At 61.6% G+C, this 15,153-nt stretch carries 16 protein-coding genes; 1 reads left to right on the top strand and 15 read right to left on the bottom strand.

Going from position 1 to position 15,153, the window contains the following annotated elements:
- Nucleotides 1–41: 41 nt before the first annotated feature.
- Both visR and visN read right to left on the bottom strand, forming a co-directional pair.
- Nucleotides 42–785 (bottom strand): transcriptional regulator VisR, encoded by a 744-nt coding sequence (gene visR / locus QA637_RS01280; protein ID WP_153438444.1) that lies wholly within the window; start codon nucleotides 783–785, stop codon nucleotides 42–44.
- An 11-nt stretch (nucleotides 786–796) separates the two neighbouring features.
- The gene (visN, locus tag QA637_RS01275) at nucleotides 797–1,534 is read right to left on the bottom strand and encodes a transcriptional regulator VisN (protein ID WP_153438446.1); all 738 of its coding nucleotides are present in this window, start codon (nucleotides 1,532–1,534) and stop codon (nucleotides 797–799) included.
- A 183-nt stretch (nucleotides 1,535–1,717) separates the two neighbouring features.
- On the opposite strand from visN, the gene QA637_RS01270 reads away from it, so the two are divergent.
- The gene (locus QA637_RS01270) at nucleotides 1,718–1,990 is read left to right on the top strand and encodes a hypothetical protein (protein WP_153438447.1); all 273 of its coding nucleotides are present in this window, start codon (nucleotides 1,718–1,720) and stop codon (nucleotides 1,988–1,990) included.
- 403 nt (nucleotides 1,991–2,393) lie between these two features.
- Here QA637_RS01270 and fliF read toward each other — a convergent pair whose 3' ends face one another.
- The 13 genes from fliF to rhaM all read right to left on the bottom strand — a co-directional run bounded on the left by fliF (nucleotide 2,394) and on the right by rhaM (nucleotide 15,153).
- Nucleotides 2,394–4,067, bottom strand: a complete 1,674-nt coding sequence (gene fliF, locus QA637_RS01265) for a flagellar basal-body MS-ring/collar protein FliF (protein ID WP_153438449.1) — start codon at nucleotides 4,065–4,067, stop codon at nucleotides 2,394–2,396.
- 247 nt (nucleotides 4,068–4,314) lie between these two features.
- Complete coding sequence (gene cheT / locus QA637_RS01260; RefSeq protein WP_153438451.1) at nucleotides 4,315–4,707, bottom strand: chemotaxis protein CheT; 393 nt, start codon at nucleotides 4,705–4,707, stop codon at nucleotides 4,315–4,317.
- A 66-nt stretch (nucleotides 4,708–4,773) separates the two neighbouring features.
- Complete coding sequence (gene cheD / locus QA637_RS01255) at nucleotides 4,774–5,322, bottom strand: chemoreceptor glutamine deamidase CheD (protein ID WP_153438453.1); 549 nt, start codon at nucleotides 5,320–5,322, stop codon at nucleotides 4,774–4,776.
- On the bottom strand, nucleotides 5,319–5,708 hold the full coding sequence (locus QA637_RS01250; RefSeq protein WP_034851752.1) for a response regulator: 390 nt from the start codon (nucleotides 5,706–5,708) through the stop codon (nucleotides 5,319–5,321). Before QA637_RS01250 ends, cheD begins: the two co-directional genes overlap by 4 nt.
- Entirely contained in the window at nucleotides 5,708–6,766 is a 1,059-nt protein-coding gene (gene cheB / locus QA637_RS01245) for a protein-glutamate O-methylesterase CheB (RefSeq protein ID WP_153438454.1), read from the bottom strand. The genes QA637_RS01250 and cheB overlap by 1 nt, the downstream gene beginning before the upstream one ends.
- Nucleotides 6,763–7,671, bottom strand: coding sequence for a protein-glutamate O-methyltransferase (locus tag QA637_RS01240; RefSeq protein WP_153438456.1), 909 nt, complete (start codon nucleotides 7,669–7,671; stop codon nucleotides 6,763–6,765). Before QA637_RS01240 ends, cheB begins: the two co-directional genes overlap by 4 nt.
- A complete protein-coding gene (locus tag QA637_RS01235) occupies nucleotides 7,668–8,138 on the bottom strand; it encodes a chemotaxis protein CheW (RefSeq protein ID WP_153438458.1) in 471 nt (156 codons plus the stop codon). Before QA637_RS01235 ends, QA637_RS01240 begins: the two co-directional genes overlap by 4 nt.
- A gap of 5 nt (nucleotides 8,139–8,143) precedes the next feature.
- Nucleotides 8,144–10,414 (bottom strand): chemotaxis protein CheA, encoded by a 2,271-nt coding sequence (locus QA637_RS01230; protein WP_283063006.1) that lies wholly within the window; start codon nucleotides 10,412–10,414, stop codon nucleotides 8,144–8,146.
- 19 nt (nucleotides 10,415–10,433) lie between these two features.
- A complete protein-coding gene (locus QA637_RS01225; RefSeq protein ID WP_065784641.1) occupies nucleotides 10,434–10,799 on the bottom strand; it encodes a response regulator in 366 nt (121 codons plus the stop codon).
- Between the two features lie 3 nt (nucleotides 10,800–10,802).
- A complete protein-coding gene (locus tag QA637_RS01220) occupies nucleotides 10,803–11,096 on the bottom strand; it encodes an STAS domain-containing protein (RefSeq protein WP_153438461.1) in 294 nt (97 codons plus the stop codon).
- Between the two features lie 38 nt (nucleotides 11,097–11,134).
- The gene (locus QA637_RS01215) at nucleotides 11,135–12,769 is read right to left on the bottom strand and encodes a globin-coupled sensor protein (protein ID WP_283063003.1); all 1,635 of its coding nucleotides are present in this window, start codon (nucleotides 12,767–12,769) and stop codon (nucleotides 11,135–11,137) included.
- A 678-nt stretch (nucleotides 12,770–13,447) separates the two neighbouring features.
- Nucleotides 13,448–14,842, bottom strand: a complete 1,395-nt coding sequence (locus tag QA637_RS01210) for an FGGY-family carbohydrate kinase (RefSeq protein ID WP_153438465.1) — start codon at nucleotides 14,840–14,842, stop codon at nucleotides 13,448–13,450.
- Nucleotides 14,839–15,153 (bottom strand): L-rhamnose mutarotase, encoded by a 315-nt coding sequence (gene rhaM, locus QA637_RS01205; protein WP_153438467.1) that lies wholly within the window; start codon nucleotides 15,151–15,153, stop codon nucleotides 14,839–14,841. The genes QA637_RS01210 and rhaM overlap by 4 nt, the downstream gene beginning before the upstream one ends.

Genomic DNA, 15,153 nt, shown 5'->3' with positions numbered 1-15,153 from the left:
AGCACCGATGCTCTCGTGTCGGAGAGCCACCGTTCAACTCGTCAGCTGATGTAACCGAGGCGTATCGCCTTGGCGATCGCCTGGATGCGATTGACGGAGTCGAGCTTCGTCGTTGCCGCCCCGAGATAGGCGTTCACCGTGTGCACGGAGAGACCCATCTTCTCGGCAATTTCCTCGCTGATGTGCCCGTCGCCGGCCATCTGCAGACAGGCGATCTCCCGGTCGCTGAGCGCTTCCGCCTGAAACAGCCGCCTTTCGTCTGCCGCGAGCATATCTGTCATGATGTGGCAGCTCTGCGCGTGCAGTTCGACGACCTGCTCGCTGGACGCGTCGATATAGCTGCTGGTAAAGACGACATAGCCGTTGCCCTGGGCGCCGAGCCGGACCGGAAAGGCGATTCCCGAATAGGCGAGTTTTCGTCCCGCCAGCCGCTGCGCGAACGGGCGGAAATCGGCGGCTTCGGCGGCCTGGTGCTCACCGAGGCCATCCCACAGGACCGGCAGCAGGGACCGGTCGAGATGTGCGAGCAGTTCCTCACCATAGATGCCAATGAGATCGCGCGCGTTCGCCTCGCACGCAGTGCCCCAATTGTGAAGAACGCAGGTCAACTTGCGCGCCGCAGGCGTGCCTCTGCCGTTGACGCGCAGGACCGCGAAATTCTTCGCATTGATTTGCCGCTGCATCGCCTGCAGCCGTGTCACCAGGGTGGCCGCACGCGCAGCTCGCCCATTCCTGCCCAGTCGGCCATCATCCTCGGGGCGACCGCCTGTGACGAAATGAACCATCGGTGCCTCCCCTAAACCAGATTGTTGCGAACGGCGTGGGCGATCGCTTCCGACCTCGTTCGCGTCGCAGTCTTTCGCATCACGCTGGTGATGTAGTTGTTGATGGTGTTGCGCGATATCCCGAGGATGACGGCGATCTCCTCGCTTGTCTTGCCTTCGGCGATCCAGAACAGGCATTCGATTTCGCGCTCGGTCAGTTCGCATTCGCGCTCATGCCGCGCATCGACGCTGGTCTTGAGGCTTGCGACATAGGCGGCAAGCAGCGCGATATCGCGCAGTCCCTCCTGCGACAGGATGACGTCCGCGGGGAACAGGAGCATCAGCGAGAAGCGAGCGCGTCCGACATTGAAAACAATGGCGCAATATTCCCGGCTGACCCCGCGAGGCAGGTCTATGTCGTCCGGCATCGTGTGAAAACACGGCTGCAGGACCGCGAGGCACTTCTCCAGTTCGGTCGTCTTGGCGTTGAGGCCGACGACGATTCCGGCCAGCCGCCGCACGACATCGAACGGCCAATCGGAGCAGACGACGCTATCAAGCCCGCCGTCCTGCGAAAGCTCGTGGCGCGCGAGCAGATAGTGGGTGGCACCAACGTAATCGGTCAGCGCCGTAAGTGCGTTTGCGAAACCACCACGTTCGGCGGTTTCAGCGAGTCGCCGGATCAATTGTTCCCTTGAAATTTCCCGACCGCTTCGATGCGGCGCCGCCGTCTGCAAAGGCCAGACGGCCCCTGCCTGCGAAATGTCCATAACTTCAGCCCCCGTGCCGAGTTCGACGCCCTGGACATGCGCTCGTTATCGCCGCCGACAGCCCGGTCGGAACCGATATTCACCGCCATCCGCAAATCAGGACGCGAATCAGTTCCTAAACTGTACATCGCGTCCGCGGAAAAACCACTGGCGCGATCCGGGCGGTTACTTCAAGAGTGACCGATGAAAGGCCTTGCATCTCCCTGCCTAGCGACTGATCAAGCGAAAACCGCGCGGAACAGCGTGAACAGATATACCACATTGATATTCCATATTTTTTCATGCAATTTTGATGCCACGAAAGTTGAGGAAGGTGCCTCCGATCCAAGACACGCGCGCGATTTCGTGCTGCCCGCAAGCCTGCTTTTTCGCCCAAACGCTCCCAACGAAATAAAGGCAGAATTTACTTTACCTCAGCGCCTGTTGCCGAAATGCATCGGTTCCGGAGCAGTCTGACGCGGTGAACGCCATGAATAGAACCGCACCAATGTCACGTTATATTTGGATTCGTCGAAACTATATTAGATGAAAACTAAGCATTGGACACAGCGCCCATCAGTAGATGCGCCGCCGGTCGGGGCGCCAACCGCGGCTCAGAATCTATAAAGGTTGCGATATTGTTAATTTTCATGCCGGCCGACTCGCCGGAGACTCCGTGGGCGGCAGCGGATTCTTGATGCCGATTCCCTTTTCAGTCACCAATACACGCCGGACTCAGCCAATATTTCGACCGGCGCCAAAATCGGCGTTCGGGATCTCTGGCGGGGCCACACGAGACGGAACTGATGCGACGGCAAAAAAATCCCGCCACTTTTGGCGGGACTTTTCTGCGAAATGCCGTTTGCCTTGCGAACGTTCGTCAGGCGGCGCGGTCGAGGGCCCATTTGCGCAGGATCTTCGCTGCGCGTTCCTCGCTGATTTCCACCATGCGGGCAAGCCGCCGTTCCGGTCCCTCCTTGACCCGGCGGTTGAAGTTGCCCTCCTCGCCGAGGTTGAGCAGGTCGTCGGTGCTGTCGAAGCCGAAGTCCGCGCCGAAGCCTTCCATGAGCGCACCCCCGGCACCGGCACCGACCGGCGAGAAGTCGGGCAGTTCGAGACCGGCCGCCTCGCCTTCGAGTTGGCCTGCCTTGCCGCCGAAACCCATCTGGCGGGCGAGCGGCCGCATGCCCATCCAGACAACCAGGAAGGCGACCGCAACGAAGGCAAGCGAGTTGATGATGCCGCCGAGATTGCGCGTCAGCATTTCCATGACGCCCGGGCCCGCAACCGGCTGGTCCAGCAATTGCGTCTCGACGAAATCCATCGCGTTCAGCGTGACGACGTCGCCGCGGTTTGCGTCGACGCCAGCGGCCGAGGAGACGATCTTCTGCATTTCCTGGAGATAGGCGTCGATCTTCGCCTGGTCTGCCGGTTCCCCCACCATTGCCGCGAGGCGGCCGCGATTGACGACAACGGCGATCGACAGCCGCTCGATCGAATAGCTGCTCTTTACGGTGGCGATCGTCTTGCTGTTGATCTCGTAGTTGGTTTGCTCTTCCTTCTTTGCCGCCTCGTCACTGGACTGGGGACCGGCGCCACCGCGCGGTGCGGCCTGGGGCACGTTCTGCTGCACGGTTGCGGCATTGTCCGGCTGCTGCTGGCTGGACTTCTGCTCTTCCTTGGTCACGCGGGTCGAGCGCTCGACACGCGACTCGGGGTCAAAGACGGTTTCCTGGATCTGCTGCGCATCGGTGTTGAGCGTCGCCGTTACGCTTGTGCGGAAATTGTCCATGCCGAGGAATGGCGCGAGCGCATTGTCAATCTTCTTTTCGAGGTCAGTCTGGACATTCTGGACGACGCCGAGCGACTGGTTGAGCGCGCTGTTTGCCGGATCGTCGCCGGAGGCGAGAAGCTGTCCGGTCGAGTCGAGGATGGTGACGTCGTCGACATCGAGCCCCGGCACGGAGGATGCGACGAGATGACGGATCGAGGCGGCGGCATTGCGGCCAACCGTTGCGCTCGCGCGAATCATGACAGACGCCGTCGGCGTCTGGTCGGCCTTGCGGAAGCTCCCGCGCTCCGGCATCACGATGTGCACGCGTGCGGCGGCGATGCCGGAAATTTGCTGGATGGTGCGGGCAATTTCGCCCTCAAGCGCACGAACGCGCGTCACTTCCTGCATGAAGGAGGTGAGACCCAGCGATCCGACATTGTCGAAGAGTTCGTAACCGGCATTGGCGCTGCTGGGCAGACCCCGTTCGGCAAGCAACAGGCGGGCCTTGCCGGTCATGCCGACCGGAACCTGGATGCTACCGCCATCCGACCCGACATCGAAATCGATGTTCGCCTCGGCAAGCGCAATGCTGATCTGGGTCACATCGCTGCGCTCAAGGCCGACATAGAGCGTTTCATAGGAAGGTCTGTTGACGTAGATGCCCGCTGCAAGGACGAAGCCGACCGCAACGATACCGGCCACGGCGAGCGCGATCAGTTTGCTTTGCCCCAGACTGCCGAGGTTTTTCGTGAACGTCGAGAATTGATCGAACAGATTCATTCTGTTTCCGCACCCAGTATCGCAAGAGGCCAGCCGGTCATCCGGCCTACGCCTTGCGCAGATCCAACATTCGGGTTCGCTGGGTATCGGCTTGCGCTCAGCCGATGTCCAATACGCGCGAATCTACCAGCCCCGGATGCGAAGCTAGGTGGCGAAACTTGCGCGAACTTGGTCAGACCGCATTGCGTCGGCTAAAACGACCTCGTGGTTGTTTCTCAGGCATGTAGCGGAAACTGTCGGCTACGGATCAGAATGCCTCGAAGTCGCCGGAGGCTTTGTTCAACGGCTGAGAATGGCCATGGCGCAGCATGCCATTACTCAACGCCTTCTTCATATCGGCAAGCTTGATTAGGTTGACCGCAGTCGTAACGTCGACGAGCCAGGTGTCGGGGATGGATGCCGTGATCGTGTCGATAAACTCGGCCAGACCGCGCGTCTTCTGGACGGCGAGATCGATGCCCTGGAGCACCATCATCTGTTCGGACTCATCCGCTGCGGCCAAGCCGCGATCGCCGTAGAGCTGCGGCTCGATGCGCTCGATGAGATAGGCGACGTCATGGAGCTCGGTGACGATGCGCATCAAAACACCGGGCAAGGATTCTTCGGCGTGAGGCGTATGGCTCTGATAGTCGATCTGCATGGTCTGATCTCACGTCGTCTGCGAATTCGGAAATTGCGTTTCCTGCCGGCTCATGGGTGAGCACGATCAGAAAAATTCGATCGAGCTTTCCACCGGTTTCGGCACGGGCATGGGCCGCTGATCCAACTGGATTGCCCGCTGGGCCTCGACGCCTGTCAAGGCATATTGGCGGGCACGACCCGAGGACGGCCAATATTCCAGCTTGCGGCCGTGCTCCCCGCCCGTGCTCTCACCGACGATGCGGATGCCTTCGTCCAGAAGAAACTGCCGCGCAAAGGCGGCATTCTGCTCACCGACATTCGAGAACCTTGCGATCGTCTTGGCGCCGCCGAAGATCTTGGCTTCCAATCGGTCGCGGCGCGCTCCCTGCTTCAGCAGACCGTTGATCAGCAGTTCCATCAGGTGCACGCCATAGCGCGTGGCATCGCCGCCGGTTGTCGCGGAGCCGGGCAACAGGAAATGATTCATGCCGCCGACACCGATCACGGGATCGCGCAGGCAGGCGGCCACGCAGGAGCCGAGAATGGTCGAAAGAACGATATCCGGATCGTTGACGACCTTGAACTCGCCCTGGATGACGTGCACGCGCCTTCCGGCGGCAGCTGCGGTCGTCATTTCAGCGCCCCGAACACAGCCTCGATTGCAGCCTTCATCTTTTCGATCGTGAACGGCTTGGCGAGAACATTGTTGGCGCCGAGGGCGGCTGCCTTCTGCACCAGCGCGCGATCGCCCTGCGCGGTCAGGATGATGAAGGCCGCCTTCTTCGTCGTCGGGTTCGACCGAACGGCCTGAAGCAGCCCCAGACCATCCATCTTCGGCATGTTGAAATCCGAGATAACCAGATGGTGCGGGTTCTGGGCCATGATCTTCATGCCCTGCTCCCCGTCGCCCGCTGCGGTGATCTGCTTGAAGCCGAGCTGCTGCAGGGCATCGCCCAAGAGCAGGCGGCTCGTGACCTGATCGTCGACGATCAGAACTTTTATTTTTTCGGCGATGGACATTATTCGCTTCCTTCTTTTCGGGCTGCTGCGGTCTTCAGGATCTCCTCCCCGATCGATCCGAGGGGGAGCTGCGTTTCGACAGCACCCAATTCATAGGCAACTCTCGGCATGCCGTAGACGACACAAGTCTTTTCGTTTTGTCCGAAGGTGCGTGCTCCGGCATGTCGCATCTTGAGGAGACCGGATGCGCCGTCACGGCCCATTCCGGTCAGGATGACACCAATCGCATTGCGGCCTGCGAGCTCGGCGACCGAATCGAACAGCACATCGACCGAGGGGCGATGGCCGTTGACAGGGGCGCGTTCGACCAGCCGGCAGCAAGGTGCGGCGGCATTGGCCACCTGAAGGTGGCGTTCGCCGCCCGGTGCCAGGTAGATCTTGCCGATCTCCAGGCGCGCGCCATCGGTCGCCTCCTGTACCGTCGGCGCGCAAAGACGATTGAGCCGCTCCGCAAAGCTCCTGGTGAAAGTGTGCGGCATATGTTGCGTGATCACCGTCGGAGGGCAATTGGCCGGGAACTTCTGCAAGACGGTAATCAGCGCTTCGACCCCGCCGGTCGATGCTCCGATGGCGATGATCTTGCGGCCGGCCCTGTATTCGGAAGCGGCATTGGCGTTTGCGGCAGCCGGCGCGGCGGCCTTGTTGCCGGTGATGATGAGTTTTCGCTGTGACCGGGCGGCCGCCTTCACCTTGTCGACGAGATCGCCAAAGGGATTCGGGTCGCCGGGATGCGGCTTGCCGACACAGTCGAAGGCACCGATTTCAAGCGCGGCGATCGACGCTTCCGCGCCCTTGTGGGTCAAGGTCGAGACCATGATGACCGGCATCGGGCGCAGGCGCATGATCTTGTCCAGGAACTCGAGCCCGTTCATGTTCGGCATCTCGATGTCGAGCGTGATGACGTCGGGATCGAGCTGCTTGATCGCCTGTCGGGCCTCGATCGCGTCGGCCGCCTGACCGACAACGGTGACGTCCGGATCCGCACTGAGCACGGCTGTGATCAGGCCGCGCATGGTGGCCGAGTCATCGACAACGAGAACGCGTGCGGGAACACTCATGCCCGAACTCCATGAAACTTGCCCGTATGGCGATAGGTGGTGATGCCAATGTTGTCGAACTTCGACTTGGCGTCGCCCGACACCCGCTCCGAATGGCCGATATAGAGGTACCCGTTGGTGTTCAGCACATCGGCAAAGCGCGACCAGATCTTCATCTGCGTCGGCTCGTCGAAATAGATCACCACGTTGCGGCAGAAGATGACGTCGAAGGGCCCCTTTACCGGCCATTGCGCCATGAGGTTGAGTTCGTTGAAGGTAATCAGCCGCTTGACCCGATCGTCGATCTGCCATTTGACGCAGCCGCCGACATTGACCTCGCTGAACCATTGCTTGCGCATGGCGGGGTCGACGGTTTCCAGTGCCGTCGCGTCATAGGCACCTGCCCGGGCGAGCGCCAGGATCTTCGGATCGATGTCCGTCGCAAGAATGCGGAAGTCGTAGTCCGCCGCGTTCGGCAGCAGCGAGAGAACCGTGAGCGCGATCGAATAGGGCTCCTGGCCATCCGAGCACGCAGCCGACCAGATGCGAACGCGCCCGCCATTCTTCGCGCGAGCGATGAGGTCGGGCAGCACGTCCGACTTCAGATGCTCGAAGTGATGATTTTCGCGGAAGAAGCGGGTGAAGTTCGTCGTCAGATGCGAGAGCATGTCGCGCCGTGCCGCCGCGCCGGTCGGCGAGGCGACGAGCTGGCAATAGTCGCGAAAGCCCTTGAGCCCGAGATTGCGGATGTGCTTCGAAAGCCGCGAATAGACGAGCGACGCCTTGGATTCGTTGAGGTAAATGCCGGCATCCGCATAAATCATCGCAGCGATTTCGCTGAGATCGCGGCGTGTCAGCGGATACTCGCCGCTTGCAAGGCATTCGTCCGGCGACAGCTTCGGTTCGAGAATGGCCTGGGCTCTCATGCCGCCTCCCTTTCTTCCTGGCGGGGGAAGACCGCTTCGAGTTCGATCAGGCAGATCATCCGGCCTTCGATCGCTAATACGCCTCGGGCGAAGCTCTTCTCGAATTCCGACGAAATGTCCGGCGTCGGCTGGATCTCCTCATCCCTGACGGTCAGGATGTCGGATACGGCATCGACCAAAAGTCCGACCATTTGGCGCTTTACCTGGGCAACGATGATCACATGCCGAACGGTCGGCTCCGCAGGCTTCATGCCGAGACGCGCTGACAGATCGACGATCGGCAACACTGCGCCGCGCAGATTGATCACGCCGAGCACATAGGATGGCGCATGCGGCATCGGGGTCGCCGGCGTCCAGCCGCGAATTTCGCGTACTGCCATAATGTTCACGCAGAATTCCTGATCCCCGACGCGGAAAGCGATGAGCTCCCGTCCGCCAGTCGTCAGATTTTTCGCGGCATAGGTCATGACTGTTATCCGGCTGCAGCAAGCGACATTTCAGGTTTCAGGGATTGCCCGCGCGATGCGGCAACGATGGCGTCGACATCAAGAATGAGCGCCACGCGGCCATCGCCAAGGATGGTCGCCGCGGCAATTCCCGGGACATGGGTATAGTTCGCCTCAAGGCTCTTGATCACCACTTGCCGCTGCCCCTGGATCGCGTCCACCATCAGGGCGCGCTGGCCGCCGCCCTCGGACTCGACGAGCAGCGCCACGCCCTCGACCGGATTGGCCTGCGTCGCGCGGAAGTTCAGGATGCGGCCGACATCGACCAGCGGGCAGAATGAGTTGCGGATCGAGATCAGGCGCTGGCTGGCGCCGAAGCTGTGGATCGCGGAAGCCTCGGGCTGAAGCGTTTCGACGATCGCGGTCAGCGGCACGACCAGCGTCTGGTTGGCGACCGTCACCACCATGCCGTCGAGGACGGCGAGCGTCAGCGGCAGGCTCATCGTGAAGACCGACCCCTGTCCGGGCTTGGACGAGATGTTAATGCGCCCGCCGAGCGCCTGGATCGAGCGCTTGACGACATCCATGCCGACGCCGCGGCCGGAAATGTCGGAGATCTTGTCGGCGGTCGAGAAGCCCGCATGGAAGATCAGGTTGTCGATTTCCTCGTCCGAGAGATTGGCGTCGGCGGCGATGAGATCGTTGTCGATCGCCTTCTGGCGCACCTTCTCGCGATTGATGCCCGCGCCGTCGTCGGCAAGCTCGATGACGATGCGGCCCGAACGGTGCTTGGCCGTCAGGCGCACAGTGCCTTCGGCGCTCTTGCCGGCGGCAAGCCGTTTTTCCGGCGTTTCGAGGCCGTGGTCGACGGCGTTGCGGATCATATGCGTCAGCGGTTCGGCGAGCTTGTCGATGACTGTCTTGTCCACTTCCGTATTCTCGCCCTCGGTGACGAGGCGAACGGACTTGCCGGTCATGTCGGCAATTTCGCGGACGATGCGCGACATGCGCTGGAAGACTGGCTTCACCGGCTGCGCGCGGATCGCCATGACGCTGTCCTGGATCTCGCGGGTGAGCTGTTGCAGCTCCTCGAGGCCCATGTTGATCGACGACGTACCATTGGTGTCGTTCTCGATCACGCTCTGCGACAGCATCGCCTGGTTGATGACGAGCTCGCCGACGAGGTTGATCAGCCGATCGACGCGATCGAGGTCCACGCGGATGGTCGGGGTCGCGGCCGAGGCGGCCTGCTGGGCGGCGGCGCTCGCCGCAGCCGTCGCATTCTTCTGAGCCTCCGCCGGCGCCCGGGTCGACGACTGGGCCATCTGCAAGACATTGCTTGCCGTCTCGGCCGCCGAAACGGCCGCATCGCGGTCGCGGTTGGCGAGTTGTTCTTCCTCCTCTGCCGAACCGGCGGGTGCCTCGTCCAGCAGCGAGAGATCGAAGGGAACGGGCTGCATCGGCAGCTCCTCGTTCGCATCGACCGTACAGGCGTCGGCCAAAGTGATGTCGAGGTCGCAGTCCCATTCCGCGAATTCGAACACTGAGCGGATCGCGTCTTCGCCCTTGTCCGTCTTCAGCGAAATCTTCCACGAGAAATAGGCCGCCTCCGGATTCATCCGGTCGAGCGGCTGCAGGCCATCCATGTCGCAGTGGATGCTCATCTCGCCGAGGCGCGAGAGGTCGCGCAGAAGCAGCGTCGCGTCATTGCCTTTGGCATAAAGTTCGGATTTCGGCCTGAAGACGATCTCGTAGCAGGTCGCCTCGATCAGGGCCGTTTCATCCGCCTCGAAATCCTCGAAGGAAAAGGCAACGGGCTGGAAGCCTTCCTCGTTGAGAGGGGGCGTGGCAACGGGCGCAGGCGCGGGCGCTGCAGCCTTGGGCGCCGGCTCGGCAGCGGAGGTCTGCGGCGGCTCGCCGTTCGCCAGCGCCTCGAGTTCCTTGATCAGTTGGCGGCTGCGGGCCTGGTCGACACTGCCGCCATCCCGGGCAGCATTGGTGAGGTCGGCGAGCACGTCCGCCGACTTCAGCATGACCTTCAGAACGTCCTGGTTGGGCTCCAGCCTGTTGGATCGAACGCAATCGAGCGTCGTCTCGAACACATGCGCGAACGACACGAGATCATCCAGCCCGAACGCACCGGCGCCCCCCTTGATGGAGTGGACCGCGCGAAAGACGGCGTTGACCGTTTCCGGATCACGATCGCCGTCGTTGAGCTTCAGGAGACCCGACTCCAGTTCCGCGAGCTGCTCCTCGCATTCCTGGAAGAAAATCTCTTTGATTTCGTTCATATCCATTGGAGGCTGTCCTCGGATTTCAGGCCGTTACGCGCTCGATTGCATCGATCAGCTTGGTCGGGTCGAACGGTTTGACGATCCAGCCGGTGGCGCCTGCCTGCCGTGCACGGTTCTTCTTTTCGGCGTCGCTCTCCGTGGTCAGCACGAGGATCGGTACGGCGCGGTAACGGTCGTTCTTGCGCACGCCCTCTATGAAACCGAAGCCGTCGAGGCGCGGCATGTTGATGTCCGTTACGATAACGTCCGGATTGGCTTCCTCGAGCACCTCTAGACCTTCGACGCCGTCCTCGGCCTGGATCGTTTCGAATCCGGCATTGTTGAGCGTGACGAGAAGCATGTTCCGGATGGTCCGGGAGTCGTCGACAGTCAGAACTCTCTTCTTCATTTCTCAAATCTCCTTTGCCATCAGGGGATCGATGTCCACGCCGATGAGCTGTGTCGTTTTAACGAAGGCGTCCGACACCTTCGCAAAGGTGAAAGACAGCTGCTGCTCTTCCCAATTTCTTGCACCCGCGATCAGCACCTGAACGCAGAGCGCACCGATCCGCTCGACGGCGGAGGCGTCGATGGCGACCGCGCTGCCTTTCAGCGCCAGCAGCTTTTCATGCAGGGCCGTCGCCTCATTCAGATCGAGCACAGGAGCGAGCCTGAGCGTCTTCTGAGCGGTCTTCTTGCTGGCCATTTCGGTTTTCCTCGCCTGCCTAAATGTCTTGCCCAAGGCTAATGATGCCGCCGCGCAGCTTGTCGCTCCGAGACAGCATCGTTGTCGAAGAGAGCGGACGCGTCGTCCTCGCCGGCCGGCGCTGCCGCGCACTGCGGTGCGCGCGGCAGCGCCGGGCTGCGCGTCGCCGCGGCACGCGCCGCCTGATGCCGTTCGAAACGGAACCTGCGGATGGTCCGGCTGAGCTCTTCGATCACTCCATGAAGGTCGTCCGATGAACTCGCCGCGCTTTCCGCCAGCGCCGCGCTTTGCTGCATTGCTAGCGAGATGCCGCCGATTTCTGACGTCGCGGCACGAAGATCGCTCACCTGATCTTCGGCATCGCGGGCGATGCCCGAAACGGCCGCGTTGATGGAAATCACCTGCTCGACAATGCTGCTGATCGCGTCCTGGGTCCGAGCGACCCTCTCGACGCCGGCCTCGACCTGTGCCTTGGTTCCGGTAACAAGCTGCTTGATCTCACGCGCCGCCTCGCCGGAACGCTGCGCAAGTGCGCGGACCTCCTGGGCGACCACCGCGAAGCCGCGGCCGCTCTCGCCGGCGCGCGCGGCCTCGATGCCGGCGTTGAGAGCCAGAAGATTGGTCTGGAAGGCAATCTCGTCGATCACGCCGATGATCTGACCGATTTTTTCGGCCGATGCCTCGATGTCGGCCATCGCGGAAATCGCCTGGCCGGCAATCTCACCGCTGCGCTCGACGGCAATGCGCGTCGCGTTCGCTTTCGCCTCGGTTTCACCGATGCGCGCCGATCCGGCTTGCACACGTTCGGTCATGCCGCCAAGCGTTGCCGCCTGACGCGAAAGTGCCTCGGCTTCGCCTCCAGCCTTGCCAGAGAATTCAGCCGCGCGGGCGTGCAGCTGCGAGACCATCGCTTCTGCCGCTACGCTACGCTCGTCCGCGGATTGCAGGGCAGCCTGAATCTGATCGAGGGAGGCATTAAGGCGTGTGACGATCGGTTGATATGCATCCGAAGCGTCTTCCGGCAGGCGGACAGCAAGGTCGCCGTCTCCGAGAGCCTGCAGAAAGTTTGCGAAAAGATCGCTGACTTCCGTCTCGTCGTCCCGGCGCTGTTCGGCGAGCTGCCGCTGATGCTGCTGCCTCAGCGCATTGAAACGCAGCGACACCGCAATCTCCGTGTCGACGAAGGTGGTGCGCACGAGCGCAGCGACAAGGGCGCAGAGTTCCTTCTTGCGCGCCTTGCCGAAGGGAAGCAGTGAGTTGGGCCACGCGTCCTCGATAAGACCGGTCAGCAAATGCTCCAGCACTACCGCATGGCCGGCGACCTGCCAGCGCGGGTCGAGCCCCATCCGGCCTTCCGTATCGGCAAGCACTTTCACGCGCTCTGCATAAAGCCCGTCGAAACGGGCATCGGTCAGCACGTTCCAATGCGACGACTGCAAATCGTGCAGGCGATCGAGCTGGCGGTCGCTGTCGAAATGGCGGGCGGCCTCCGGATAGGTCTGGAACCTTTGAAAGAGATCGCGAAGCGCAAGGTCGATGCGCGGCGAAAGGGCCTGCCGATGGTGGCGCAGAAGCGCGCAGCCGTCTTCGTCGAGCCCGGCAAAACGCAGGCGCTCAAGCAAGCTTCCCGCTTGGCCCTTCCTTGCCTGTTCTGACGACGCGTCCTGCTTCACACCAATCCCCGGCCTGTTGCACAATCGAAACTCGCCTGGGGAGGGCCGGCCAGCAAGCCAGCGGTGGGCACATCCGATCAATGTGATCAGCGCGCCGCAGCGTCTGCCATCGTCCATCCCGCAAGTAATTTCGGTGAAGAATAGATACCGGACCGGAACCGGTACGGCGGTGCGGCGTCATGCCTTGAGGAGTAGCTGAGACTTTCCTATTCCGACGTGTACGACCATGTTTATGGTTAATTCGTTGCTTGAAAGTTAACGGTTCCTGGCCCGCAATTGGATTCGCTAAAGTTCGCGGATGACTTGTGGACCACCGGTTGTGCAATGCAACGGGACGGCGTTATTCGATCAAACAACAACAGGTTTTCAATCACAAGAGTTTAGAGTTGTGCTTCTACTTGCCATCGCGTATCGAAGCGCAAGTGGAAAAGGCGCAGGCCGCCGGCAGTAACTTTCACACGGGCTGGGCGACATCATGATGGTGCGCCGACGGGAAATGAACAATGATTGTTCTTGGAATAGGCGCCGCCATCACTGCAATCCTGACAATGGCGGCAATTTCGATCGTCATCAATCTTGAACACAACCGGTCGCTACGCCGGAACGCGGTTTTCTGATCGACCTGCGCGATGCAACAGCTCTACTTGGTAATGTACATCACATTACAGCGGGTAGACTTTAGGCATTGACTGCGCGCTTTACGTGCGCCGCAGTGAGCGCTCGCCATTCCTCGGCATATTCCGCATAGCCATCCGAGACGGTATCCTTGAAGGGTTCCGCCCCCGTGTGAACACGAACGCCGGCCACGAGACAGGCTGCACCAAGGCTGGTTCCGGTGGCACTGTGGCTGCCGGCAAGGACCGGTCTGGCCGTGGCTGCGGCAAGCATCCGCAGGTAGGCGGCGTTGGCGGCGAAGGGTCCTTCGACGACGATCTCTCCCCTTGCTCCGATGAGATCAAGGCATGTCGCCGTCATCAGGGCGAGATGAAAGGAGACGACAGCAAGCCGCTCGTCCGGAGCGAGCGCCCTTTCGTCGGTCGTCCAGCACGCACGGGTCGAAGGAAAAGGACCCGAGCCGACGGGCACCGATGGCAGCAGCATGTGGCGAGCGTCCAGAACCTTGCCTTCCGCCTCCAGGGAACCGGTGGGCGGGTCCTCGCCGACAAGCGTCGAGAAGGCGCGACCGCCCATGAAACGGGCCGAGGGGACCGGATCGCCAAGCGCGTTGACGTTGATCAGCGTGTCACGTTTCTCGTCGAGATCCACCCTGTCGCCGCCGACCGACAGGATCACAACCCAGGTACCGGTCGAAACAACCGAGAACGGGGCGCTGCGGGTCAGCAGATGCGGCAGCAATGAGGCATTGGAGTCATGGATCCCGCAATAGACCGGCAGATTTCGCGGCAAGCCCGTTTCGTCCGCCAGCTGTTGTCGCAGCCCGCCCAGCACGTCGCTCGCCTTGCGCACGGGCGCGAAGAGTTTGCGCCAGCCGAGTGCCCCGACCATCGATGAAAACGCCGCGGCTTTCGGATTCCAGAGGTCGGTGTGGCAGCCGAGCGAGGTCAATTCGTTCGCCCTTACGCCTGTCAGCCGGTAGGACCAGTACTGCGCATAGGTCAGGATCGTCGTGACCTTCGCGAAGTGCTCCGGAAACATGCGCGCCTGCCAGAAGAGCTGTGCGCCGACATTCAGGCCCATCGGAAGACGCGCCGAGCCGGTCTCCGAGAACGGCGCACGAACCCGGTCATAATCCTCCGCGAGCGCATCCGGCCCGGTGAACTCGTAATCCAGAACCGGCAGCGCAAGATTGCCGGCATCGTCGAGCAGGACGGCGGTCGCCCCGTGTGTCGCAACCGATATGGCGTCGACCTTGTGCTCGCGATGAAGTGCCGCGAGACTGTCGAGAACGAAGCGCCAAAGGCGCTCGATATCGAAGTGCGGGTAAAGGCCGTTGTCGACCACGCCATTGCCCGTCTTGCGCACGGCGATTTCCTCGAACCGGTCGAGATCGACCAGCGCGACCTTGGCGTTCGTCTTGCCTATGTCGATGACAGCGACCGTCTTCATCGTCAGCTCAGATGGAAAACAGTCTTCAGCGGTACGGCGACAGGCTCGTTGTCGTCATGCGTCTCCATAATATCGGCCATATGGGCCCACCACTTTTGCATGACCGGGTGCGAGGGAAGCTCCGCCATCCCGTGCGTGTCGGTCCGCCAGAGCACGCCGAAAAGCAGGTTGGTCTCTTCGTCGAGATGGATCGAATAGTCGGAAATTCCCGCTTCCTTGAGCAGAACGACCAGTTCAGGCCAGATCGCGTCGTGGCGCGCCTGGTATTCGGCGGCCATGCCGGGATTGAGGCGCATGCGGAAGGCATATTTTTCCAT

It is taken from the genome of Sinorhizobium terangae (genome assembly GCF_029714365.1).
In the GTDB taxonomy this organism is placed as follows: domain Bacteria; phylum Pseudomonadota; class Alphaproteobacteria; order Rhizobiales; family Rhizobiaceae; genus Sinorhizobium; species Sinorhizobium terangae.
Note: the sequence above shows the minus strand (reverse complement) of the source record. Positions and strands in the feature narration are given on the sequence as shown.